Source organism: Arsenicicoccus piscis (assembly GCF_022568835.1).
GTDB classification, from domain to species: Bacteria; Actinomycetota; Actinomycetes; order Actinomycetales; family Dermatophilaceae; genus Arsenicicoccus; species Arsenicicoccus piscis.
In genome coordinates, this window is sequence record NZ_JAKZHV010000002.1 from 16143 (window position 1) to 39086 (window position 22944).

General features: G+C 71.6%; 20 protein-coding genes and 1 tRNA gene. 3 read left to right on the top strand and 18 right to left on the bottom strand.

Annotated elements, in window-relative coordinates:
* Positions 1-22 precede the first annotated feature (22 nt).
* Positions 23-2710, bottom strand: coding sequence for a DNA polymerase I (polA, locus tag MM440_RS03060; protein WP_241441776.1), 2688 nt, complete (start codon positions 2708-2710; stop codon positions 23-25).
* Between the two features lie 19 nt (positions 2711-2729).
* Here polA and MM440_RS03065 point away from each other — a divergent pair, with 19 nt between their 5' ends.
* On the top strand, positions 2730-3155 hold the full coding sequence (locus MM440_RS03065; RefSeq protein WP_241441778.1) for a hotdog fold thioesterase: 426 nt from the start codon (positions 2730-2732) through the stop codon (positions 3153-3155).
* A gap of 30 nt (positions 3156-3185) precedes the next feature.
* On the opposite strand, the gene MM440_RS03070 is transcribed toward MM440_RS03065, so the two are convergent.
* On the bottom strand, positions 3186-3812 hold the full coding sequence (locus tag MM440_RS03070; RefSeq protein ID WP_241441780.1) for a GNAT family N-acetyltransferase: 627 nt from the start codon (positions 3810-3812) through the stop codon (positions 3186-3188).
* 194 nt (positions 3813-4006) lie between these two features.
* Here MM440_RS03070 and MM440_RS03075 point away from each other — a divergent pair, with 194 nt between their 5' ends.
* Positions 4007-4870 (top strand): DUF554 domain-containing protein, encoded by an 864-nt coding sequence (locus MM440_RS03075; RefSeq protein WP_241441782.1) that lies wholly within the window; start codon positions 4007-4009, stop codon positions 4868-4870.
* Positions 4871-4914: 44 nt separating this feature from the next.
* On the opposite strand, the gene MM440_RS03080 is transcribed toward MM440_RS03075, so the two are convergent.
* The 12 genes from MM440_RS03080 to MM440_RS03135 form a co-directional block, all read right to left on the bottom strand.
* Positions 4915-5526 carry an ANTAR domain-containing response regulator gene (locus MM440_RS03080; RefSeq protein ID WP_241441783.1) on the bottom strand — a complete coding sequence of 204 codons (612 nt, stop codon included), beginning with the start codon at positions 5524-5526 and terminating at the stop codon, positions 4915-4917.
* 59 nt (positions 5527-5585) lie between these two features.
* Positions 5586-5668: transfer RNA gene (locus MM440_RS03085), tRNA-Leu, on the bottom strand.
* A gap of 65 nt (positions 5669-5733) precedes the next feature.
* The gene (pyk, locus tag MM440_RS03090; RefSeq protein ID WP_241441785.1) at positions 5734-7176 is read right to left on the bottom strand and encodes a pyruvate kinase; all 1443 of its coding nucleotides are present in this window, start codon (positions 7174-7176) and stop codon (positions 5734-5736) included.
* A gap of 121 nt (positions 7177-7297) precedes the next feature.
* Positions 7298-8758 carry a glutamate synthase subunit beta gene (locus tag MM440_RS03095; protein ID WP_241441787.1) on the bottom strand — a complete coding sequence of 487 codons (1461 nt, stop codon included), beginning with the start codon at positions 8756-8758 and terminating at the stop codon, positions 7298-7300.
* A complete protein-coding gene (gltB, locus tag MM440_RS03100; RefSeq protein WP_241443337.1) occupies positions 8751-13319 on the bottom strand; it encodes a glutamate synthase large subunit in 4569 nt (1522 codons plus the stop codon). Before gltB ends, MM440_RS03095 begins: the two co-directional genes overlap by 8 nt.
* Before the next feature lie 170 nt (positions 13320-13489).
* Positions 13490-14347, bottom strand: a complete 858-nt coding sequence (lgt, locus tag MM440_RS03105) for a prolipoprotein diacylglyceryl transferase (RefSeq protein WP_241441788.1) — start codon at positions 14345-14347, stop codon at positions 13490-13492.
* A gap of 18 nt (positions 14348-14365) precedes the next feature.
* Positions 14366-15178, bottom strand: a complete 813-nt coding sequence (locus tag MM440_RS03110) for a DsbA family protein (RefSeq protein WP_241441789.1) — start codon at positions 15176-15178, stop codon at positions 14366-14368.
* Complete coding sequence (locus MM440_RS03115) at positions 15175-15741, bottom strand: MauE/DoxX family redox-associated membrane protein (RefSeq protein WP_241441790.1); 567 nt, start codon at positions 15739-15741, stop codon at positions 15175-15177. Before MM440_RS03115 ends, MM440_RS03110 begins: the two co-directional genes overlap by 4 nt.
* A complete protein-coding gene (gene trpA / locus MM440_RS03120) occupies positions 15738-16580 on the bottom strand; it encodes a tryptophan synthase subunit alpha (protein ID WP_241441791.1) in 843 nt (280 codons plus the stop codon). Before trpA ends, MM440_RS03115 begins: the two co-directional genes overlap by 4 nt.
* Entirely contained in the window at positions 16577-17833 is a 1257-nt protein-coding gene (gene trpB / locus MM440_RS03125; RefSeq protein ID WP_241441793.1) for a tryptophan synthase subunit beta, read from the bottom strand. The genes trpA and trpB overlap by 4 nt, the downstream gene beginning before the upstream one ends.
* A gap of 55 nt (positions 17834-17888) precedes the next feature.
* Positions 17889-18710: an indole-3-glycerol phosphate synthase TrpC gene (gene trpC / locus MM440_RS03130; protein ID WP_241441795.1), complete on the bottom strand. Its 822-nt coding sequence runs from the start codon at positions 18708-18710 to the stop codon at positions 17889-17891.
* A 103-nt stretch (positions 18711-18813) separates the two neighbouring features.
* Positions 18814-19215: a DUF2752 domain-containing protein gene (locus MM440_RS03135; RefSeq protein WP_241441796.1), complete on the bottom strand. Its 402-nt coding sequence runs from the start codon at positions 19213-19215 to the stop codon at positions 18814-18816.
* A 110-nt stretch (positions 19216-19325) separates the two neighbouring features.
* Between MM440_RS03135 and MM440_RS17230 the strand changes: the two genes are divergently transcribed.
* The gene (locus MM440_RS17230) at positions 19326-19838 is read left to right on the top strand and encodes a DUF4190 domain-containing protein (RefSeq protein ID WP_241441797.1); all 513 of its coding nucleotides are present in this window, start codon (positions 19326-19328) and stop codon (positions 19836-19838) included.
* Between the two features lie 116 nt (positions 19839-19954).
* Here MM440_RS17230 and MM440_RS03145 read toward each other — a convergent pair whose 3' ends face one another.
* From MM440_RS03145 to hisI, 4 genes are read right to left on the bottom strand one after another with little or no spacing between them, the layout of a single operon-like run.
* On the bottom strand, positions 19955-20212 hold the full coding sequence (locus MM440_RS03145; protein WP_241441799.1) for a DUF6704 family protein: 258 nt from the start codon (positions 20210-20212) through the stop codon (positions 19955-19957).
* A 51-nt stretch (positions 20213-20263) separates the two neighbouring features.
* Positions 20264-20860, bottom strand: coding sequence for a Trp biosynthesis-associated membrane protein (locus tag MM440_RS03150; RefSeq protein ID WP_241441803.1), 597 nt, complete (start codon positions 20858-20860; stop codon positions 20264-20266).
* Positions 20860-22476 carry an anthranilate synthase component I gene (locus MM440_RS03155; RefSeq protein ID WP_241441804.1) on the bottom strand — a complete coding sequence of 539 codons (1617 nt, stop codon included), beginning with the start codon at positions 22474-22476 and terminating at the stop codon, positions 20860-20862. Before MM440_RS03155 ends, MM440_RS03150 begins: the two co-directional genes overlap by 1 nt.
* Positions 22473-22901 (bottom strand): phosphoribosyl-AMP cyclohydrolase, encoded by a 429-nt coding sequence (gene hisI, locus MM440_RS03160; protein WP_241441805.1) that lies wholly within the window; start codon positions 22899-22901, stop codon positions 22473-22475. The genes MM440_RS03155 and hisI overlap by 4 nt, the downstream gene beginning before the upstream one ends.
* Positions 22902-22944: the final 43 nt, after the last annotated feature.

The window sequence follows — 22944 nt, forward strand, 5'->3', positions numbered from 1 at the left end:
GCGCCGGGCACTCGCCATCACCCTAGTGCTCCGCGTCCTGCCAGGACCGGCCGTAGCCGATGTTGACGTCGAGGGGCACGTCGAGCTCGGCGGCCGAGCCCATCGCCTCGCGCACGATCCGCTCGACCGACTCGCGCTCCCCGGGAGCCACCTCGACCACGAGCTCGTCGTGCACCTGCAGCAGCACCCGGGAGCGGCCGGCCGCGGCGTCGAGCGCCTGGTCGACCTTGAGCATCGCGACCTTCATCACGTCGGCCGCCGAGCCCTGGATGGGCGCGTTGAGCGCCATCCGCTCAGCCATCTCGCGGCGCTGGCGGTTGTCGCTGGTGAGGTCCGGCAGGTAGCGGCGCCGACCCATGATGGTCTCGGTGTAGCCGACCGAGCGGGCCTGCTCGACGACCTCGTGCAGGTAGTCGCGGACCCCGCCGAAGCGCTCGAAGTAGCCGTCGCGCAGGGCCGCGGCCTCGCTCGTCGGGATCTGCAGCTGCTTGGACAGACCGAAGGCGGACAGGCCGTAGGCGAGGCCGTAGGACATCGCCTTGATCTTGGACCGCATCGCCGGCGTGACCCCCGCCGGCTCGACGCCGAAGACGCGCGAGCCGACGAAGCGGTGCAGGTCCTCGCCGGAGCGGAACGCCTCGATCAGGCCGGCATCACCGGACAGGTGCGCCATCAGGCGCATCTCGATCTGGGAGTAGTCGGCCGACATGAGCGACTCCAACGGCCCCTCACGGTCGGAGCCGACCACGAAGACCGAGCGGATCCGCCGGCCCTCCTCGGTGCGGATGGGGACGTTCTGCAAATTCGGCTCGGTGGAGCTCAGCCGGCCGGTCGCCGCGATGGTCTGCAGGTAGGTCGTGTGGATGCGGTCGTCGTCGGCGACCGACTTGATCAGCCCCTCGACCGTGCTGCGCAGCCGGCTGGCGTCGCGGTGGCGCAGCAGCGCCTCGAGGAACGGGTGCGGGCTCTTGGCCTGCAGGTCGAGCAGCGCGTCGGCGTCGGTGGTGTAGCCCGTCTTGGTCTTCTTGGTCTTGGGCATGCCGAGCTGGTCGAACAGGATGACCTGCAGCTGCTTGGGGCTGCCGAGGTTGACCTCCTGCCCGTCGATGGCGTGGTAGGCGTCGAGCTGGGCCTCGCGGACCTGGGCGGCGAAGTCCTTCTCGAGGTCGCCGAGCGCGTCGGCGTCGACCGCGATGCCGTCACGCTCCATGCCGGCGAGCACCCGGACGAGCGGCAGCTCGAGGTCGGCGAGCAGCTCGGCCTGACCGGTGCCGGCGAGCTCGGCGTCGAGCGCGTCGGCCAGCTCGAGCACGGCCTTGGCCCGCACCATGGCCTCCTGCGCGGCGCCGTCCTGGTCGGCGGAGAAGTCGAGCAGCCCCTGGCCGTCGGCCTCGGTCTCGGCCTTGAGCTCGCGCTTGAGGTAGCGCAGCACCAGGTCGGCCAGGTCGTAGGAGCGCTGGTCGGGACGCACCAGGTAGGCGGCGAGGATGGTGTCGCTGGTCAGCCCGGCGAGGTCGAGCCCGCGGGACCAGAAGGCCTCCATCGGCCCCTTGGCGTCGTGCAGCGCCTTGGGCCGGTCGGCCGCGGCGAGCCAGGCCTGCAGCGCCCGGTCGGCGGGCTCGTCGAGCGCCGTCACGTCGACGTAGGCGGCCGCCCCGTCGGGAGCGGCGAGCGCGAGCGCGTCGACGTCACCGCTGCCGCGAGCCCACCGGCCGACGACGTGGACACCCACCCGCTGCCCCACCGGGGCGTGCGCCTCGAGCCAGCCCGGCAAGGCGTCGGGGGCGAGGACCTCGCCGTCGATGTCGAACCCGGCGTCGGCCTCCTCGGCCGGCGCCTCGACGGTGGCGAACAGGCGGTCCCGCAGGACCCGGAACTCCAGCCCGTCGAACACCTGGTGCACCTGGTCGCGGTCCCAGTTGACCCGCTCGATGTCGGCGATGCCGATGGGCAGGTCGACGTCGCGGACCAGGCGGTTGAGCTTGCGGTTGATCAGCACCTGCGAGAGGTGCTCGCGCAGCGCGTCGCCGGCCTTGCCCTTGATCTCGCCCACCCGCTCGACGATGCCGGGCAGACCGCCGTACAGAGCGATCCACTTGGCCGCGGTCTTGGGGCCGACGCCTGGCACGCCGGGCAGGTTGTCGCTGGTCTCGCCCACGAGCGCGGCGAGGTCGCTGTAGAGCTCGGGGGCCACGCCGTAGCGCTCCTCGACCGCGGCCGGGTCCATCCGCCACACCTCGGAGACCCCGCGGACCGGGTAGAGCAAGGTGGTGCGGGCGTCGACGAGCTGGAAGGCGTCGCGGTCGCCCGAGCAGATGATGACCTCGTCGATGCCCTCGGCGGCGGCCTGCGTCGTGAGCGTGGCGATGATGTCGTCGGCCTCGTAGCCCTCGGCGTCGACGTAGGTGATCTTGAGCGCGTCGAGGACCTCGCGGATCAACGACAGCTGGCTGCCGAACTCGTCGGGCGTCTTGTTGCGGCCCGCCTTGTAGTCGGCGTACTCCGCGAGGCGGAAGGTCTGGCGCGACTTGTCGAACGCCACCGCGAGGTGCGTCGGCTGCTCGTCGCGCAGCAGGTTGATGAGCATCGAGGTGAAGCCGAAGACCGCGTTGGTCGGCTGGCCGGTGGCCGTCGAGAAGTTCTCGACCGGCAGGGCGAAGAACGCGCGGTAGGCCAGCGAGTGTCCGTCGAGAAGGAGAAGTCGGCTCACAGGTGGCAGCCTAGGGCCCATGACTGACACACCCCCAACCGAGGTGCCGATCGAGGTCCTGCGTGAGAGTGGTCGCGGGACCCTCCTCGAGCGCATGGGGATCGAGCTGACCAGCGCCACCAAGGACCGCGTGACCGGCACCATGCCGGTCAGCGGCAACACCCAGCCCTACGGCCTGCTGCACGGCGGCGCCTCGGTCGTGCTCGCCGAGACGCTCGGGTCCTACGCCGCCATGCTCAACGCGGGCGAGGGACGCATCGCGGTCGGCGTCGACATCAACGCCACGCACCACCGGTCGTTGCGGGAGGGGGTCGTGCGGGGCGTCGCCACCCCGGTGCACGTGGGACGGTCTACGGCGTGCTTCGACGTCGTGGTGACCGACGAGCAGGACCGGCGCGTCTGCACCTCGCGCATCACCTGCGCCCTGCTCGACGCCCCCCGCTGACCGACCGCTGGCCGACCGCCGACCGACCGCTCAGACCAGGTGTGCGTGCCGGTCCTGCAGGTCGGAGACCGGACGCAGCTCGGCGCCGGCGAGGCTCGCCGCGACCGCCGAGCTGCGGGCGCGCAGGTTGCGTCGCTTCGCGAGCACGCGGTCGAGCGGCGTGCGGTCCTCGCCAGCCAGCTTGCGGGCCAGGACAGCGGTCGGCACCACGCGACGGGTGACGAGCGGCGAGAAGCCGAGCCGCGCGAGGTAGCGGTTGGAGTCGCGCGCGGCGGCCGGCACGGAGGCGGCGATCTGGGTGGTGCCGCGCTTCTCGGCGGTCGCGGCGGCACGCGCGAGCAGCTGCCTGGCGATGCCGCGGCCCCGGTGGTCCGGATCCACGTAGAGCACCTCGACCGTAAGGTTGGGCGACTCGGTGAGGCCGGAGAGCGGGTTCGTCGTCAGGACCAGGAAGCCGATGAGGGTGTCCTCGTGCAGGGCCAGGTAGGTCATCACGCCCGGGCGGGACAGCACCTGCTGCAGCCGGTCGGTGGAGATCGCCCGAACCACCGAGTCCACCATGACGGCGTTCTGCTCCACAGCCTGGGTCCAGAGCGCGTGCAGGGCCGTCCAGTCACGGTCATCGACACTGCGGACGTAGGTCCACGGACGAGCCACGTCAACCTCCTGGGGAGTCCTTGGGTCCTGGCTAGGACTCCCCCGCGGGCCCGGCCAGGGCCTCAGCATGCCAGGTGGTCGCGCGTCGCGCCAGGGCGGGTCGCATTTGATCGGAACGTTCCTTCAAATGCCCTGGTCATGGCCGGATGAGATGTCCGTCCACCCCCACCGAGGCGCGCCGCTAGGCTGTCCCGGTGCCTCACCTGATCAGCGCCGCCACGCAGTCCGGGTTCGTCGGGCTCGGGACGGTGCTCAACGTCGCCACGGTCGTCGTCGGCTCGCTCGCGGGCATGGTCGTCGGGAACCGATTGACCGAGCGCACCCGGTCGGTCGTGACCGACTGCCTCGGCCTCACCACGTTGCTGATGGCGATGCTGTCGGCGTGGTCGGTCACCGACCCGGCGCTGAAGGACGCGGTCGGCTCCGGCGCGCCGATGCTGATCGTGCTGGGCTCGCTGCTCGTCGGGTCGATCATCGGCACCACGCTGCGCATCGAGGACCGCCTCGAGGGGCTGGCCGGGACGATCCAGACCTGGGTCGCTCGCCGCTCGCGGACGAGTACCGTTGCGGCACAGGCGAGCTCGGAAGGATCCACGGATGGGTCGACGGCTGGCGCGAGCACCGCCGACGCCCGCCCCATCGACGAGCGGGAGCGCTTCATCGAGGGCTGGCTGACCGCGTCGCTGCTGTTCTGCGTCGGGCCGCTGACCATTCTCGGGTCGATCTCCGACGGGCTGGGCCGCGGCATCGACCAGCTCGCGCTCAAGTCGGTGCTCGACGGCTTCGCGGCGCTGGCCTTCGCCTCGTCGTTCGGCATCGGCGTGCTGCTCTCGGCGGCCTCGGTCGCCGTGATCCAGGGCGCCCTGACCCTGCTCGGCTGGAGCCTCGGGTCGGTGCTGCCGGACGCGCGCATCAGCGCGCTCACCGCCACGGGAGGTCTGATGCTCGTCGCGATCAGCTTGCGGCTGCTGCGGATTCGCGACATCCCGGTGGGTGACCTGCTGCCGGCGCTGATCGCGGCGCCGCTGCTCACCCAGCTCGTGGTCGTGCTGCGCTGACGACCTCTCCCCCAGTCCCCCACGAGGACCCGGGGCGAGACGGTCTACTTCTTCTTGTCCTTGGCGTCGCCCATGCCCTCGATGACGGCCTCGGCGACCTGCTTCATGCTCAGGCGCCGGTCCATCGCGGTCTTCTGGATCCAGCGGAACGCGTCGGCCTCGGAGAGCTTCAGCTTGGCCATCAGCACGCCCTTGGCCCGGTCGACGACCTTGCGGGTCTCGAGCCGCTCGGACAGGTCGGCGATCTCGGACTCGAGCGCTTGGTACTCGCTCCAGCGGTGCACGGCGATGTCGATGGCCGGACCCAGGTCGGCAGCTGTGAACGGCTTGACGATGTAGGCCATGACGCCGGCGTCGCGGGCCCGCTCGACGAGCTCGGTCTGGCTGAAGGCGGTGAGCATGACGACCGGGGCGACCTTGGCGTTGCCGATCTGCTCGGCCGCCGAGATGCCGTCCAGCACAGGCATCTTCACGTCCATGATGACCAGGTCGGGCTTGTGCTCGGTGGCGAGGGCGACCGCCTGCTCACCGTTCGAGGCCTGGGCGACCACCTCGTGCCCCGCCTCCTGGAGCATCTCGACGAGGTCGAGCCGGATGAGGGCCTCGTCCTCGGCGACGACGATGCGACGGCCTGCTGCGCTGGTCTGCTCACTCACCCGCACAGTCTATAGGCGCAGGTCGCCCTGACGAGAACTGAACGGGCCGCGGACGAGGGTGCCGGGAGCGGGACTCGAACCCGCACGCCCTTGCGGGCGGAGCATTTTGAGTGCTCTGTGTCTGCCATTCCACCACCCCGGCCGGGGATTCGGCGTCCTTATCGTAGACCGTCCGCAAACGTTCCCTGCGCCGCTCCCCCGCGCGGCTCAGCCGCGGGTCTCGCCAGTGCGCCGGTTGATCGAGTCACCCATCTTGTGCACGCGCACCGAGTTGGTGGTGCCGACGACGCCCGGCGGGGTGCCGGCGACGACCACCACGTAGTCACCCTCGTCGACGCGGCCGGCGGCCAACAGAGCCAGGTCGACCTGCATCACCATCTCGTCGGTGTGCTTGGCGCCCGGCACGAGGAAGGTCTCGACCCCCCACGACAGCGACAGCCACGACCGGGTGGACTGCTCGGGGCTGAAGGCGAGCACCGGGATGTCGGGACGCAGGCGGGACAGCAGCTGGGCGGACTTGCCGGACTGGGTGAACGTCACGAGGTACTTCACGTCCAGGTGCTTGGCGATCTCGACCGCGGCCTGGGTGACGGCGTCGCCGACGTGCCAGCGCGGGTCCTTCGCCGGGTGCATCCGGTCCAGGCCGTGCTCCTCGGTGGAGGCGATGATGCGTGCCATCGCCTGGACGGTCTCGATCGGCCACTTGCCGACGCTGGTCTCGCCGGACAGCATGATCGCGTCCGCGCCGTCGAGGACGGCGTTCGCGCAGTCCGAGGCCTCGGCGCGGGTCGGGCGGGAGTTCTCGATCATCGACTCCAGCACCTGCGTCGCGACGATGACCGGCTTGGCGTACTGGCGGCACAGCTCGATGGCGCGCTTCTGGACCAGCGGCACCTCCTCGAAGGGCAGCTCGACGCCGAGGTCACCTCGGGCGACCATGATCGCGTCGAACGCCTGGACGATCTCCTCGAGCGCGTCGACGGCCTGCGGCTTCTCGATCTTGGCGATGACGGGGACGCGTCGGCCGACCTCGTCCATGATCCGGTGGACGTCCACGATGTCGGCGGCGTTGCGCACGAAGGAGAGCGCGATCATGTCGACGCCGAGGGCGAGGCCGAAGCGCAGGTCCTCCTCGTCCTTCTCGGACAGGGCCGGCACCGAGACGGCGACGCCCGGCAGGTTGATGCCCTTGTTGTTGGAGACGTAGCCGCCCTCGACGACCTCGGTGACGACGTCGGTGGGCGTGACCTCGACGGCGCGCAGGCTGACCTTGCCGTCGTCGACGAGCAGCAGGTCGCCCACGGAGACGTCGCCCGGCAGGCCCTTATAGGTGGTCCCGACGCGGTCCTGGTCGCCCAGGATGTCGTCGGTGGTGATGGTGAAGCGGTCGCCGCGGCCGAGGAGGACCGGCCCGGTCGCGAAGCGGCCGGTGCGGATCTTGGGCCCCTGCAGGTCGGCGAAGATGCCGACCGCGTGGCCGACCTCGTCGCTGGCCTGCCGGACGTTCTCGTAGACCTGCCTGTGGTCTTCGGGGGCTCCGTGGCTGAAGTTGAGGCGCGCCACGTCCATGCCAGCGGCGACGAGCTTGCGCATCTGGTCGATGGAAGAGGTGGCGGGCCCGATCGTGCAGACGATTTTTGCTCGGCGCATGGTCCCCAGCCTACCGCCAACCCCGCACGCCGCCTCTCACGGGGAGACCGCCCGACCCCATCGGGCCGGGCGGTCTCGGGCCGCTTCTCGGACGCAGGCTCGGCCCGCGTCCGGGTGAGCGTCAGACGACGAGCGGGCGGTCGGTCGGCTCGATCGGGCGGGGCAGGTTCGACGGCTTGCCGGTGAGGTAGGCGTCGACCCCGTTGGCCGCGGACCGGCCCTCGGCGATGGCCCAGACGATGAGCGACTGGCCGCGTCCGGCGTCACCGGCGACGAACACGCCGGGCACGCTGGACATGTAGCTGCGGTCGCGCTTGATGTTGGTGCGACCGTCGACCTCGACGCCCAGCTGCTCGACCAGGCCCTCCTGCTGCGGCCCGAGGAAGCCCATGGCGAGCAGCACCAGCTGCGCCGGCAGCACCCGCTCGGTGTCCGGCACCTCGTGGAAGCCGCCGTCCTTGAACTCCACCTCGCTGAGGCGCAGGCCGCTGACGTTGCCCTGCTCGTCCTTGAGGAACTCCTTGGTCGAGACGGCGTAGACCCGCTCGCCACCCTCCTCGTGGGCGCTGGCCACGCGGAACAGCATCGGGTAGGTCGGCCACGGCTGGGTCAGCGGTCGGTCCGCACCCGGCTGCGGCATGATCTCCAGCGAGGTGACCGAGCGCGCGCCCTGGCGGTGCGACGTGCCGATGCAGTCGGCGCCGGTGTCACCGCCACCGATGACGATGACGTCCTTGCCCTCGGCGGTGACCTGGCCCTCGACCGTCTCCCCGAGGGCTACCCGGTTGGCGGGGGGCAGGAAGTCCATCGCCTGCAGGATGCCGCCGGCGTCGCGACCGGGGACCGGCAGGTCGCGGCGGACGGTCGCACCCATGGCGAGCACGACGGCGTCGAAGCGACGCATCAGCTCGGTGCCGGTGAGCTCGGTGCCGACCTCGACGTTGCACCGGAAGCGGGTGCCCTCGGCCTCCATCTGCCGGATCCGGCGCTCGACGACCGCCTTCTCCATCTTGAACTCGGGGATGCCGTAGCGGAGCAGGCCGCCCGGGGCGTCCGCCCGCTCGTAGACCGCGACCGTGTGCCCGGCGCGGGTCAGCTGCTGGGCCGCGGCGAGGCCGGCGGGGCCGGAGCCGATGACCGCGACGGTCTTGCCCGAGAGGCGGTCCGGCGGCTGGGGGTCGACCCGCTGCTGCTCGAACGCCTTCTCGATCGTCGTGACCTCGATCTGCTTGATCGTCACGGCCGGCTGGTTGATGCCGAGCACGCAGGCGGTCTCGCACGGGGCCGGGCACAGCCGCCCGGTGAACTCGGGGAAGTTGTTGGTCGCGTGCAGCCGCTCGATCGCCTCGCGCCAGTCACCCTTCCACGCCAGGTCGTTCCACTCGGGGATGAGGTTCCCGAGCGGACAACCGCTGTGGCAGAACGGGATTCCGCAGTCCATGCAGCGTGACGCCTGGCGCTGGAGCTGGTCCACGGGCTGCGCCTCGTAGACCTCCTTCCAGTCCATGATGCGCACGGGGACGGGCCGCCGCTCGGGCAGCTCGCGCTCGCGGTACTTGAGAAAGCCTTGGGGGTCAGCCACGGGAAGCCTCCATGATCCGGTCCCACACCTCGGAGCCGTCGAGGTCGAGTCCTTCGTTCTCGGCCTGCGCGCGCACGTCCAGCACCCGCTGGTAGTCGCGCGGCAGGATCAGGGTGAACCGGCCGACGTTCGCGGGCCAGTCCTCGAGCAGGGCCTGGGCGACCGGCGAGTCGGTCCAGGCGACGTGGTCGCGCAGCAGGCGCTCCAGCACGGGCAGGTCGGTGTCGCGCAGGGGCATGACATCGACCAGCTCGCGGTTGACCCGGGCCTGGTCGAGGTCGAGCACGTAGGCGACGCCGCCGGACATGCCGGCGCCGACGTTGCGCCCGGTCGGCCCGAGGATGGCGACCGTGCCACCGGTCATGTACTCGAGGCCGTGGTCGCCCACGCCCTCGACGACGGCCGTGATGCCGGAGTTGCGGACGCAGAACCGCTCGCCGACCAGCCCGCGCAGGAAGACCTCACCGGTCGTCCCGCCGTAGCCGATGACGTTGCCGGCGATGACGTTCTCCTCCGCGACGAGCGACGCCGAGGTGTCCGGGCGGACGACCACGCGGCCACCGGACAGGCCCTTGGCGACGTAGTCGTTGGCGTCGCCGTAGAGCGTGAGCGTCACGCCGCGCGGCAGGAACGCGCCGAGCGACTGACCGGCGGACCCGCGCAGGGTGACCTCGATGGTGCCGTCCGGCAGCCCCTCGGGGTGGGCGCTGGTGACGGCGTTGCCGAGCATCGTGCCGACAGTGCGGTTGACGTTGCGCACCGGCGTCTCGATGGTGACCTTGCGGCCCTCGGTGATGGCCGGCTGCGCCTGCTCGATGAGGGTGTTGTCGAGCGCCTTGGCGAGGCCGTGGTCCTGACCGCTGGTGCAGAAGCGGGCCGAGCCGTCGGTCGGCCGGGCCTCGCGCAGGATCGGCGCGAGGTCGAGGCCGGAGGCCTTCCAGTGGTCGATCGCCTTGCGGGTGTTGATCGACGAGCTCTGGCCGATGGCCTCCTCGAGGGTGCGGAAGCCGAGCGCCGCGAGGTGCTCGCGGACCTCCTCGGCGATGTACTCGAAGAAGGTCTCGACGAACTCCGGCTTGCCGGAGAAGCGGGCTCGCAGCTCGGGGTTCTGCGTCGCGACGCCCACGGGGCACGTGTCGAGGTGGCAGACCCGCATCATGATGCAGCCGCTGACCACGAGCGGGGCCGTGGCGAAGCCGAACTCCTCGGCGCCGAGCAGCGCCGCGATGACGACGTCGCGACCGGTCTTCAGCTGGCCGTCGCACTGCACGACGATGCGGTCGCGCAGGCCGTTGAGGATCAGCGTCTGCTGGGTCTCGGCGAGGCCGAGCTCCCACGGCGCGCCCGCGTGCTTGAGCGAGGTGAGCGGCGAGGCGCCGGTGCCACCGTCGTGCCCGGAGATCAGGACGACGTCGGAGTGCGCCTTGGACACCCCGGCCGCGACCGTGCCGACGCCGACCTCGGAGACCAGCTTGACGTGGATCCGGGCCTTGGGGTTGGCGTTCTTCAGATCGTGGATCAGCTGCGCCAGGTCCTCGATCGAGTAGATGTCGTGGTGCGGCGGCGGCGAGATCAGGCCCACGCCCGGGGTCGAGTGCCGGGTCTTGGCCACCCACGGGTAGACCTTGTGGCCGGGCAGCTGCCCGCCCTCGCCGGGCTTGGCGCCCTGGGCCATCTTGATCTGGATGTCGTCGGACTCGGTGAGGTAGATCGAGGTGACGCCGAAGCGACCCGACGCGACCTGCTTGATCGCCGAGCGGCGCTCGGGGTCGAGCAGGCGCTCGAGGTCCTCGCCGCCCTCGCCGGTGTTGGAGCGCGCGCCGAGGTGGTTCATCGCGATCGCGAGGGTCTCGTGCGCCTCCTTGGAGATCGAGCCGTAGCTCATCGCCCCGGTGGAGAACCGCTTGATGATCTCGCTCGCCGGCTCGACCTCGTCGATCGAGATCGGCTTGTGGCCGGTCTCGGACGCGGACGCGAACTCGAACAGCCCGCGCAGGGTCATCAGCCGCTCGGCCTGCTCGTCGACCCGCGCGGTGTACTGCTTGAAGATGTCGTAGCGCCGCTGGCGGGTGGCGTGCTGCAGCCGGAAGACCGTCTCGGGGTCGAACAGGTGCGGCTCGCCCTCGCGACGCCACTGGTACTCACCCCCGGTCGGGAGGGTGCGGTGCGCGAGCGGCACGGCGTTGATCGGGTAGGCCCGCTCGTGCCGGGCCGCGCTCTCAGCGGCGATGACGTCCAGCCCGACGCCGCCGAGCTGGGTGACGGTGCCGCTGAAGTACTGGTCGACGAGCTCCTGGGACAGGCCGATCGCCTCGAAGACCTGGGCGCCGCGGTAGGAGGCGACGGTGGAGATGCCCATCTTGGACATCACCTTGAGCACGCCCTTGCCGAGCGCCTTGATGAGGTTCTTGACCGCCTTGTGCGGGGCCAGGTCGCCGAGCTCGCCGCGGCGGGCGAGGTCCTCGACGGACTCCATCGCGAGGTAGGGGTTGATCGCCGCCGCGCCGTAGCCGATCAGCAGGGCCACGTGGTGCACCTCGCGGACGTCGCCGGCCTCGATGATCAGACCGACCTGGGTGCGCTGCTTGGTGCGGATGAGGTGGTGGTGGACGGCCGAGGTGAGCAGCAGCGACGGGATCGGCGCGGTCTCGCGGTCGGAGTCGCGGTCGGAGAGCACGACGAAACGGGCCCCGCCGCGGATCGCCTCGGACACCTCGTCGCAGATCGCGTCGAGCCGCCCCTTGAGCGCCAGCGCTCCCCCGTCGACGGCGTAGGTGCCGCGCACCACGTGCGTGGCGTAGCCCGGGAGGTCGCCGTCGGCGTTGATGCGCACGATCTTGGCGAGCTCGTCGTTGTCGATCACCGGGAACGGCAGCGCGACCTGACGGGCCTGGTCGGGCGTCGCGTCCAGCGCGTTGCCCTCGGGGCCGATCGTGGAGCCGAGGGAGGTGACCAGCTCCTCACGGATGGCGTCCAGCGGCGGGTTCGTGACCTGCGCGAACAGCTGGGTGAAGTAGTCGAACAGCAGCCGCGGGCGCGAGGACAGCACCGCGATGGGGGTGTCGGTGCCCATCGAGCCGAGCGCCTCGCCGCCGGTGCGCGCCATCGGCGACAGCAGGATCTTCAGCTCCTCGGTCGTGTAGCCGAACGTCTGCTGGCGGCGCACGACCGATTTCGGGGTGTGCACGACGTGCTCGCGCTCGGGCAGGTCGCCGAGCTCGATGACGCCTGCCGCCAGCCACTCGCCGTAGGGCTCGGCGGCGGCCAGCTCGCTCTTGACGTCGTCGTCGCTGATGATCTCGCCCTTGGCGGTGTCGACCAGGAACATCCGGCCGGGCTGCAGACGGCCCTTGCGGACCACCCTGGCCGGGTCGATCTGGTCGAGCACGCCGGCCTCGGAGGCCAGCACGACGAGCCCGTCGTCCGTGACCCAGTAGCGGCCGGGGCGCAGGCCGTTGCGGTCGAGGACCGCACCGATCAGGGTGCCGTCGGTGAACGTCACGCAGGCCGGCCCGTCCCACGGCTCCATGAACATGGAGTGGAACTCGTAGAACGCCTTGCGGGCCGGGTCCATCTCCTCGTGGTTCTCCCAGGCCTCCGGGATCATCATCAGGACGGCGTGCGGCAGCGACCGGCCGCCGAGGTGCAGCAGCTCGAGCACCTCGTCGAACGACGCGGAGTCCGAGGCGTCGGGGGTGCAGATCGGGAACAGCCGGTCCAGGTCGCCCGGGATCACGTCGCTGCGCAGCATCGACTCGCGGGTGCGCATCCAGTTGCGGTTGCCCTTGACGGTGTTGATCTCGCCGTTGTGCGCGATGTAGCGGTAGGGGTGCGACCTCGGCCAGCTCGGGAAGGTGTTGGTCGAGAACCGCGAGTGGACCAGGGCCAGCTCGGTGGTCCAGCGCTCGTCCGACAGGTCGGGGAAGAACTGCTCGAGCTGCTCGGTCGTGAGCATGCCCTTGTAGACCAGGGTGCGCGCCGACAGCGACGCGAAATAGACGTTGACCTCGTGCTCCGCGCGCTTGCGCAGGCAGAACGCCAGTCGGTCCAGCTCGATCCCGCTGGCGGCGGCGCCGCCGGACTGGGCCACGAACAGCAGCCGGAAGGCGGGCATGCACTCCTGCGCCATCTGGCCGACGAGCCCGCGCACGTGCGGGACGTCACGCCAGCCGAGCACGTCGAGGTCCTCCTCGTGCGCGAGGGCCGCGATCCGCCGCTCGGCGCGCTCGCGCTCGCCGTCCTGCTCGGGCAGGAACGCCATGCCGACCGCGTAGTGCCCGGCCTCGGGCAGCTCGAAGTCGGTGACCGCGCGCAGGAACTCGTCGGGGACCTGGGTGAGGATGCCGGCGCCGTCGCCGACCGTCGGGTCGGCGCCGGTGGCGCCGCGATGCTCGAGGTTGGTCAGGGCGAGGAGCGCCTGGTCGACGATGTCGTGCCCGGCGGAGCCGCGCAAGGTGGCGACGAGGGCGACACCGCACGCGTCGTGCTCGAACTCCGAGCGGTAGAGGCCGTGGTCCTCGGGGCCTGCAGCGAAGCGACGAAACGTCGGCGGGACGGGCATGAGGTCCGTCACGGTGATCACCGTCCTTACGGCACGGGACCGCTCGCTTCACGACCTGGCGACAACCTAGTCGAGGGCGAGCGGTCAAGGGGCTGGGGCCACCCGGGGAGCATCGTCGGGCCTCGGGTGGCGGCAGGGGTTCAGCCTGCCGCGTCCTGCGTTCTGGACACCTACGCGTCCGCTGGTTGAGACTTTTCGTCCCGGTCTCGGCCGCCACGGGCGAGGAGGAACCAGCCGAGCCCGAAGGCGAAGACCAGAATGCTGGTCCATACATTAAGGCGTAGCCCGAGGATGTGGTTCGCCGGGTCGACCCGCAGGATCTCGATCCAGAGCCGGCCGAGGGTGTAGCCCATGATGAGCAGCGCGAACAGCTGGCCGCGGCGCAGGACGAACCGCCGCTCCACGGCCAGCAGCACCCCCGCCAGGGCGAAGCACCAGAGCGCCTCGTAGAGGAAGGTCGGGTGGAACACGCCGAGCGGGATCGGGTTGCCGGCGGCGTCCCGGACGGCCTGGCCGCCCGACCACTGCCAGATCTCGAGGCCCCACGGCAGGGTCGTCGGACCGCCGTAGAGCTCGTTGTTGAAGTAGTTGCCGAACCGGCCGAGCCCCTGGGCGATCGCGAGGCCAGGGGCGAGGGCGTCGGCGAAGACCATCAGGTCCACCCCGTGGCGGCGGCAGCCGATCCAGGCCCCGAGCGCCCCGAGCGCCACGGCGCCCCAGATGCCGAGCCCGCCCTCCCAGATCTTGAACGCGTCGAGCGGGTGCCCACCGGGCCCGAAGTAGGGCTGGTAGGACGTGATGACGTGGTAGAGCCGGCCCCCCACGATCCCGAACGGCACCGCCCAGAACGCCACGAGGTCTACCTGCTCCGCGGTGCCGCCGCGGGCCTCGAGGCGCCGCCTGGTCATGATCAGCGCCACGAAGATGCCCGCGAGGATGCACAGCGCGTAGGCGCGCGCCGGCAGCGGGCCGAGCCACCACACGCCCTGGGTCGGGCTGGGGATGAGTCCCGGGAGATGAGCGAGCATCGAGGGTCGCCGGTCGCTCTACTGGCTCGCGGCGGGCGACGCCGCCGGGGTGGCGGCCTTGGGGTCCTTGGCGATCTGCTCCATCAGCGCCGGGAACTGCGCGGAGGTGACGCCGGCGAGGCGCTGCAGCGGGACCGTCGTGCCGTTGACCTTCAGGGTCGGCGTGCCGGTGACCCCGGCCTTGCTGGCGGCGGCGTCGGTGCCGGTCACGAAGTTCTTCATCGAGCCGTCCTTGACGCACTGCTGGAAGGTCGTCAGCTTGTCACCGGTGATGCCGGCGTCCTTGGCGAAGGTGTTGAGCAGCTGGTCGTCGGTGTAGCCCTGGCCCTCGGTGGCCGGCTGGTTGGCGAAGATCGCGTCGTGGTAGCCCTTGTAGGCCCCGACGACGTCGGCGCAGGCCGCGGCGTTGCCGGCACGCGCCGACGAGTCGTTGCGCAGGTTGTTGTCGAGGAAGGTCATGTCGCGGTAGGTCACCAGGGCGGTGCCCGCGGCCGCCATCTTCTCGATCTCGCCGCCGAAGACGTCCTCGAACTGCTTGCAGATCGGGCACTGGTAGTCGAAGTAGAGGTCGAGCTTCATGGCGTCGGCCTTGGCCTTGCCGTTGTCGATGATGATGCCGGTCTTGTCGGCGTTGGCGTTCGGCGGGGTCGTCGCGGACCTGGCCGCCTGGTCGACCGAGGACTGCGAGCTGCGGTAGGCCCAGGTCGCCCCGATCATGGCGAGCGCGAGGACCAGCACGGTCACGACCGCGACGATCACCACCCGCGAGCCGTTGGCCTTCGGTGCGGCCGCGGCCGCCTTGGCCTTGCGGTCCTGGGGGCTGCTGCTCATCGGGCGATCTCCTTGTCACTGCTGTCGGTCGTGCTGTCGCTGGTGCTGGTGGGGCCACTGGTGCCGGTGCTGCTGGTGGTGCTGGTCGTCGCGCCCGGGGCGCGATCCGGGGCGAGCCAACCGTCGACGCTCCACAGGCTACGGGGTCGCACGACCAGCCACAGGCCGAGGGCGAGCAACCCGGCGTCGCGCAGGATCTCGCCGAGGTAGTTGGTCTGCTCGGGCGCGATAGTGCCGCCACCGCCGAAGCAGCCGCAGTCGATGGACAGCCCGCGCGACCAGGCACTCACGATGCCACCGACGAAGGCGAGCAGCAGCACCGACACGGTGGCGGCCGCCCAGCGGGTGAAGACACCGAGCACGAGCAGCAGCCCGAGGATGATCTCGAGGCCGGGGAGCAGGTAGCCCACGAGGTTGGCGGCGTCGTAGGGCAGGATCTGGTAGGCCCGGACGGCCTGCGCGGAGCCCGGCAGGTTGGTGACCTTGAGGGCGCCGGCGACGATTATCACTGCGCCGAGGACCAGCCGGGCGAGCAGCGAGACGTAGGGGGCGACCCGGCTCATGCCTGGGGTCCTTCCCCGTGCTCCGCGCGGCGTCCCTCGCGGACCCCGGCCGCCAGCTCGCGGGTCAGCGCCCGCAGCGCGTCCTCGCCCTCGCCCAGGGCCTTGACCAGCGCGGACCCGACGATGACGCCGTCGGCGTAGGCGGCGACCTCGGCGGCCTGCTCGCGCGTGGACACGCCAAGGCCCACCGCCAGGGGCAGGTCGGTGGCCGCACGAGCCCGGTCGATGGTGTCGTGCGCCCGACCTCCGACGGTGGTGCGCGCCCCGGTCACGCCCATCACCGAGGTGACGTAGACGAAGCCCCGGCAGGCTGCGGTCGTGGCGGCCATCCGCTGCTCGGTGGTGCTCGGGGCGACCAGGAAGATCGGGTCGAGACCGTGCTGGTCGGCGGCGGCGAGCCACGCGCCGGCCTCGTCGGGGATCAGGTCGGGGGTGATCAGGCCCCAGCCGCCGGCAGCCGCGAGGTCCGCGGCGAAGGCGTCGACGCCGTGCCGCAGGACGAGGTTGTAGTAGGACATGATCACGGCCGGTGCGCCGGCCTCGGCGACCGCGCGCACGGCCCGGAAGGCGTCCGCGACCCGCACGCCGCCCGCGAGAGCCACGACCGAGGCGTCCTGGATGGTCGGGCCGTCGAGGACCGGGTCGGTGTAGGGGATGCCCACCTCGACCACGTCGCAGCCGGACTCGACCAGGGCGACCATCGCGGCGATGGAGTCGTCCACGGTCGGGTAGCCCACGGGCAGGTAGCCCACGAGCGCGGCCCGACCCTCGGCCCGGCACGCCGCGAGGGTGCGCGACAGCTCGGTCGAGGGCGGGGTGGTCGTCACCTCGGTGCTCACCAGCCACTCCCCTCTTCCTGCGCCGGGTGCTCCTCGGCCTTGCGCTTCTCCTCCTCGACGAGCTCCTCGCCCGTGAGGTATCCGAACCAGCGGCCCGCCGTGTGCACGTCCTTGTCGCCGCGCCCCGAGAGGCTGACGAGGACGACCGCGTCGGGGCCGAGCTCGCGCCCGACCTGCATGGCACCGGCGAGCGCGTGCGCGCTCTCGATGGCAGGAAGGATGCCCTCCGTGCGTGAGAGCAGCCTGAACGCCTCCATCGCCTCGTCGTCGGTGATCGCGCGGTACTCGGCGCGCCCGGAGTCGTGCAGCATCGCGTGCTCGGGCCCGACGCTCGGGTAGTCCAGCCCGGCCGACACCGAGTGCGACTCGATCGTCTGGCCGTCGTCGTCCTGCAGCAGGTAGGTGTAGGCCCCGTGCAGCACGCCCGGGGTGCCGGTCGCGAACCGCGCGGCGTGCCGGCCGGACTCGATGCCCGCACCACCGGCCTCGAGGCCGATCAGCCGCACGCCCTCGTCGGGGACGAACGCGTGGAAGATGCCCATCGCGTTGGAGCCGCCGCCGACGCAGGCCACGACCGCGTCGGGCAGCCGGCCGGTGAGCTCCTGCACCTGCTCGCGGGCCTCCTCGCCGATGATCTTGTGGAAGTCGCGGACCATCTCCGGGAACGGGTGCGGACCGGTGACGGTCCCGAGCACGTAGTGCGTGGTCTCGACGTTGGCGACCCAGTCGCGGAAGGCCTCGTTGACCGCGTCCTTGAGGGTCTGGCTACCGTGCTCGACGGGGATGACCTCGGCGCCGAGCAGGCGCATCCGGGCGACGTTGAGCGCCTGGCGCTCGGTGTCCCGCTTGCCCATGTAGATGACGCAGTCCAGCCCCATGAGTGCCGCGGCCGTTGCGGTGGCGACGCCGTGCTGGCCCGCCCCGGTCTCGGCGATGACGCGGGTCTTGCCCATCCGGCGGGTGAGCAGCGCCTGCCCGAGGACGTTGTTGATCTTGTGCGACCCGGTGTGGTTGAGGTCCTCGCGCTTGAGGATGACCCGCGCCCCGCCGCAGTGCTCGGCGAAGCGCGGCGCCTCGGTGATGATGCTCGGGCGACCGGTGTAGGTGCGCTGCAGCCGGTCGAGCTCGGCGACGAACTCGGGGTCGACCCAGGCCTTCTGGCGCTGCTCGTCCAGCTCCTCGAGAGCGGCGATGAGCGCCTCGGGGACGTAGCGCCCACCGAAGGCGTCGAAGCGGCCGACTGGTGTGCTCACCAGGACCTCCTTGGTCGTAGTCGACACCGGCGCGACGGCCGGCGACAGGGTCGGGCTAGTGCCGCAGGGCCGGGTGGGCGCCCGCGGCGATCAGGTCGGCGACGGCCTCGCGCGGGCGGCCACCGGTCACGAGCGCCTCGCCGACGAGGGCGGCGTCGGCACCGGCGCGGGCGAGGTCGAGGATGTCGTGCTGTCCACGGACGCCGGACTCGGCGACCTTCACCGCGCTCGCGGGCAGCATCTCGGCGACCTTGGCGAAGGTGGAGCGGTCGACCTCGAGCGTCTTGAGGTTGCGGTTGTTGACCCCGATCACCCGGGCGCCGGCGTCGACCGCACGCCGCGCCTCCTCGGTGTCGTGCACCTCGACCAGGGCGGTCATGCCGAGGGACTCGGCGCGCTCGCGCATCGACACGAGGGTGGTCTGGTCGAGGGCCGCGACGATGAGCAGGATGACGTCGGCGCCGTGCGCGCGCGCCTCCCACAGCTGGTAGGGCTCGACCATGAAGTCCTTGCGCAGCACCGGCACGTCGACGCGCGAACGCACCTCGGCGAGGTCGCGCAGGCTGCCCCCGAAGCGGCGCTGCTCGGTGAGCACGCTGATGACGCTTGCCCCACCCTCGGCGTAGTCGGCGGCGAGGCCGGCCGGGTCGGCGATCAGTGCGAGTGCGCCCTTGCTCGGGCTGGAGCGCTTGACCTCGGCGATGATGCGGATGCCCTGGGTGCGTCCGGCCGCGAGCGCGGTGGCCGCGTCCAGGGCGGGTGCCCGTCGCTCGGCGGCCTCCTTGAGGTCGTCGAAACTGGTCTGCTGCTGACGCTCGGCGAGGTCCGCACGGACCCCGGCGATGATGTCGTCGAGAACGGTCGGCGTTGCTGGCACCTGGCCAGGCTAGGGCCCCGGCAACAGTTGGCCTAAATCGGGGCCCCGCGTCTCACCAGGTTGGACGGGGTGGGACGTGGAGCTGGACGGTGCGGCGCACGGGCTACCAGCGCAGGACGCCGAACACCAACCACCCGGCGAGGACCGCGCCGAGGACCCGACCGACCGGAGCGCGGTCCAGCAGCGGGTCGACCCGGCTGGGCCGGCCGGCGCGACGGCTGCGCACGTCGTCCACGAACCACGCGAGGGAGGCGACCGCGACCAGGAGCACCACGACCGTGGCGTAGCCGTTGCTGTGCAGGGCCGCCGTGAGGTCACCGTGGGCGAGCGAGCTGACGGCGCGCATGCCGCCGCAGAACGGGCAGGGCAGGCCGGTCACGGCGAGAAAGGGGCAGCTGCCCCAGGACCCGGGCTGGTGCGGGTCCCGCACGAGCAGGGCGCCCACGCCGAGCGCCTGCGCGCCCACGAGCGCGGCGGGCAGGTCCAGCGGACGGACGTCGGTCACTCTCGACACGGTAGCCGAGGACCCGATGATTCCTGAGCGGATGCTCAGCGTGCGTTAGCGTGGCGACAACGACCGGCGCAGGGACCGGTCCCGTTCTGCAGGAGACGCTCGTGAGCAACCAGCAGCCCCCGCCCTACGGCGAGAACGACCCGCAGGAGCCGTCGGCGGGCTCGTCCGGTGCCCAGTCGAACAACCCCTACGGCACTCCCGCGCCCCCGCCGCCCGGCAGCGGTGGCTACCAGGCTCCCCCGCCGTACCAGAGCGGCGGCTACCCCGGTGGTGGCTACCAGCCGCCGCCCCCGCGCAACACGCTGGCGATCGTCTCGCTGGTGCTCGGTATCGCGTCGATCCCCCTCGCCTGCTGCGGTGGCTACCCCGGCCTCGTCGCCGGCATCGCGGCCATCGTCCTGGCGGTGCTGGCGCGCGGCAAGGTCCGCCGCGGCGAGGCCGGTCAGGCCGGGCTGGCGACGGCCGGCATGGTCACCGGCATCGTCGGTCTGGTGATCTCGGCCGCCCTGCTGATCGTCGGCATGATCCTCGGCCCGAAGATGGCCGAGTGCCAGAACATCTCGGACCCGCAGCAGCAGAGCCAGTGCATGATCGACAAGCTGCAGGGCAAGTAGGCCCTACCAGCTCCTACCAGCTGCTACGCCAACGACGTGAGCCTGCGCACCGGATCGGTGCGCAGGCTCACGTGCTTGGTGCGCCTGGGGCTGGGTGCGTCAAGTGTCAGGGTGCGTCAGTCGTGCGTGTGGGCGGCGGTGTTCTTGGGGCCGCCGTCGCCGTAGCCGGCGCGCGCCAGCATGACCCAGGTCAGCACGCCGACGAGCGCGAGGACGAAGCCGATGATCGTGATGACGTGCGCGGCCATGGCGACGCCGATGCACGCGATGACGGCCGCGACCAGCATGATCACGACGCCGACGTAGCCGGCGGTGCTCCGACCGTGGTTGTGCGGGTCGATGGTGGTGGTGCGGGCTTCCTTCTGGTCCGTCATGGTGTCGACTGCTCCTCGATCGGTCGGCGTTGGTGCTCGGGCGTCATTGTGTCAGGTATCGGCGCCGGAATCGCGCCGGACCTGCGGGTCGGCGAGGTCCTCTCGGCTGACCTGGTCCCACAGGCTCTCGCGCTCGGGCTCGGCGGCGGCCGTCTCGGCGCTCACCGGGGCCTCGTAGGCCGCGGAGAGACCCTCCCAGCGGCGGGCCCGGGCCAGCGCGGCGATGCCGGTCGCGGCGAGCAGCAGCGAGACCACGAGCGCTGCGTACACCGGCCAGGCCACCGTCCCCTGGACGGCGACCGACCCGGTGCGGGCGACCTTCTCCGCGGCGACGTGACCGAGAGCTCTACCGGGGTCCACCAGCAGGTAGAGCGTGGCCGCCGCCGCGCCGAGACCGGCGACCAGCAGCAACGCGGCGCTGACGAACCGGGCGACCCGCCCGGTGGTGGCCACCGCGATCGACGCGGCCACCGCGACCAGGCCCATGGCCGGGACGACCGGGGCGAGCGACCCGCCGGACCCCGAGATCCCCCCGCCGAGGACGACGTCGTGGGAGCTGCCGGTCGCCCAGGTGAGCGACGCGAGCACCAGCAGGGAGGCGCCGAGCAGGACCCCGACGAGGGCTACGGTGCGCTTGCTGAGGGCCATCACGGGGCCTTCGTGGGAGCTGCCGTGGGAGTTGCCGTGGGGGTCGTCGTGGGCGCCCGCAGCCCGGACGCCGCGGCGACCGCCCGCAGCGCCGACGCCGCCTTGGTCACGGTCTCGGCGAGCTCGGTCTCGGGCACGGAGTCGGCGACGATGCCGGCACCCGCCTGCACGTAGGCGACGCCGTCGCGCACGAGCGCCGTGCGGATCGCGATGGCCATGTCCAGGTCGCCGTGGAAGTCGAGATAGCCGACCACCCCGCCGTACATGCCGCGCCGGGTGCCCTCGAGCTGCTCGATGAGCCGCAGCGCGCGCGGCTTCGGCGCCCCCGACAGGGTGCCGGCGGGGAAGGTCGCGACGAGCACGTCGTAGGCGGTGCGGCCGGGGCGCAGCACCCCGACGACCGTCGACTCCAGGTGCATGATGTGGCTGTAGCGACGCGTGGTCATCAGCTCGATCGTGTCGACCGTCCCGGGCAGGCAGACGCGCTGCAGGTCGTTGCGCGCGAGGTCGACGAGCATGACGTGCTCGGAGCGCTCCTTCGGGTCCTCGAACAGCTCCTTGCCGTTGGCGATGTCGGCCTCCGGGCTCGCGCCACGCGGGCGGGAGCCGGCGATCGGGTGGGTGATCACCTTGGTGCCGTTGACCTTCACCAGCGCCTCCGGGCTGGACCCGACGATGTCGAACGCCGCGCCGCCGTTCGGGTCCGGCACCCGCAGCAGATACATGTAGGGGCTCGGGTTGCTCGCCCGCAGCACGCGGTAGACATCGAGCGCGTCAGCCGGGCACGGCACCGAGAAGCGTTGCGACAGCACGACCTGGAAGACCTCGCCTGCACGCACCGCCTCCTTGCCGGCCTCGACGATCTCGCAGTAGCGCTCGGGCGTCATGTTCGACGTCGGCTCGGGTGCCACGGTCTCGACGACGGCGACCGTGCTGGGGGCCGGCTGCGCGAGGTCTACGACCATGGCGTCGAGGCGGCGCACGGCGTCGGCGTGCGCGTCGTCGACCCGCTCGTCGGTGGCGTCGAAGTTGATCGCGTTGGCGACCAGCAGCAGCGAGCCGTCGCTGTGGTCGAGGACCGCGAGGTCGGTGGCGAGGAACATCGCCAGCTCGGGCAGGCCCAGCTCGTCGACCGCCGTCTGCGGCACCTTCTCCCAGCGGCGGACCACGTCGTAGCCGAGATAGCCCACCATCCCCCCGGTCAGCGGCGGCAGCCCCTCGATCGGGTCGGTGGCGAGCAGGTCGACGGTGTCGCGCAGCACCTCGACGGGGTTGCCCTCGGTCGGCGCGCCCACGGGCACGTCCCCGAGCCAGACCGCCTCGCCGTCGCGCTCGGTCAAGGTGGCGCGGCTGGCGGCCCCGACGATCGAGTAGCGGCTCCACACTCCCCCGTGCTCGGCGGACTCCAGCAGGAAGGTGCCGGGGCGGTCCTTCGCGAGCTTGCGGTAGAGCGAGAGCGGGGTCTCGGCGTCGGCGAGCAGTCGGCGCACCACGGGGATCACCCTCCGGTCGGCCGCCAGCTCGCGGAAGGTGTCGAGCGTGGGCCAGGTCTGGCCGAACGCCAGCGCGGGGAGGGCCTCAGTGGTGCTGGTGGTGGTGCGGGAGTCGGTGGTCACGCGTCCTCCTCGCTGGTGGTGTCGGCCAGCAGCACGTCCGCCTCGAAGCAGGTGCGGTCGCCGGTGTGGCAGGCAGCCCCGACCTGGTCGACGGTGACGAGCAGGGTGTCGCCGTCGCAGTCGAGCGCGACGGAGCGCACGTGCTGGACGTGACCGGAGGTGTCCCCCTTGCGCCAGTACTCCGCGCGGCTGCGGCTCCAGAAGGTCACCCGACCCTCGGTGAGGGTGCGCCGCAGCGCCTCGTCGTCCATCCAGCCGAGCATCAGCACCTCGCGGGTGTCGTGCTGCTGGATCACGGCGGCCACCAGGCCCTGGGCGTCGCGCTTGAGCCGGGCCGCCACGGCCGGGTCGAGCGTGCCGGCTGCCTCGGCGGCGTCGGGTGCATCGGGTGCATCGGTAGGAGTCGGGAGGGTCACGGCGCCCATTGTGCCGCCTTCGCGGCAGCGGTCCGACGGGCGACCAGGGGCT

Bases quoted from the DNA above. Each gene is read 5' to 3' on its own strand.
- MM440_RS03065 (WP_241441778.1), top strand. From the start codon at position 2,730: ATGACTGACACACCCCCAACCGAGGTGCCGATCGAGGTCCTGCGTGAG.
- pyk (WP_241441785.1), bottom strand. From the start codon at position 7,176: ATGCGCCGAGCAAAAATCGTCTGCACGATCGGGCCCGCCACCTCTTCC.
- gltB (WP_241443337.1), bottom strand. From the start codon at position 13,319: ATGCCCGTCCCGCCGACGTTTCGTCGCTTCGCTGCAGGCCCCGAGGAC.
- lgt (WP_241441788.1), bottom strand. From the start codon at position 14,347: ATGCTCGCTCATCTCCCGGGACTCATCCCCAGCCCGACCCAGGGCGTG.
- MM440_RS03110 (WP_241441789.1), bottom strand. From the start codon at position 15,178: ATGAGCAGCAGCCCCCAGGACCGCAAGGCCAAGGCGGCCGCGGCCGCA.
- MM440_RS03115 (WP_241441790.1), bottom strand. From the start codon at position 15,741: ATGAGCCGGGTCGCCCCCTACGTCTCGCTGCTCGCCCGGCTGGTCCTC.
- MM440_RS03145 (WP_241441799.1), bottom strand. From the start codon at position 20,212: ATGACGGACCAGAAGGAAGCCCGCACCACCACCATCGACCCGCACAAC.
- MM440_RS03150 (WP_241441803.1), bottom strand. From the start codon at position 20,860: ATGGCCCTCAGCAAGCGCACCGTAGCCCTCGTCGGGGTCCTGCTCGGC.
- hisI (WP_241441805.1), bottom strand. From the start codon at position 22,901: ATGGGCGCCGTGACCCTCCCGACTCCTACCGATGCACCCGATGCACCC.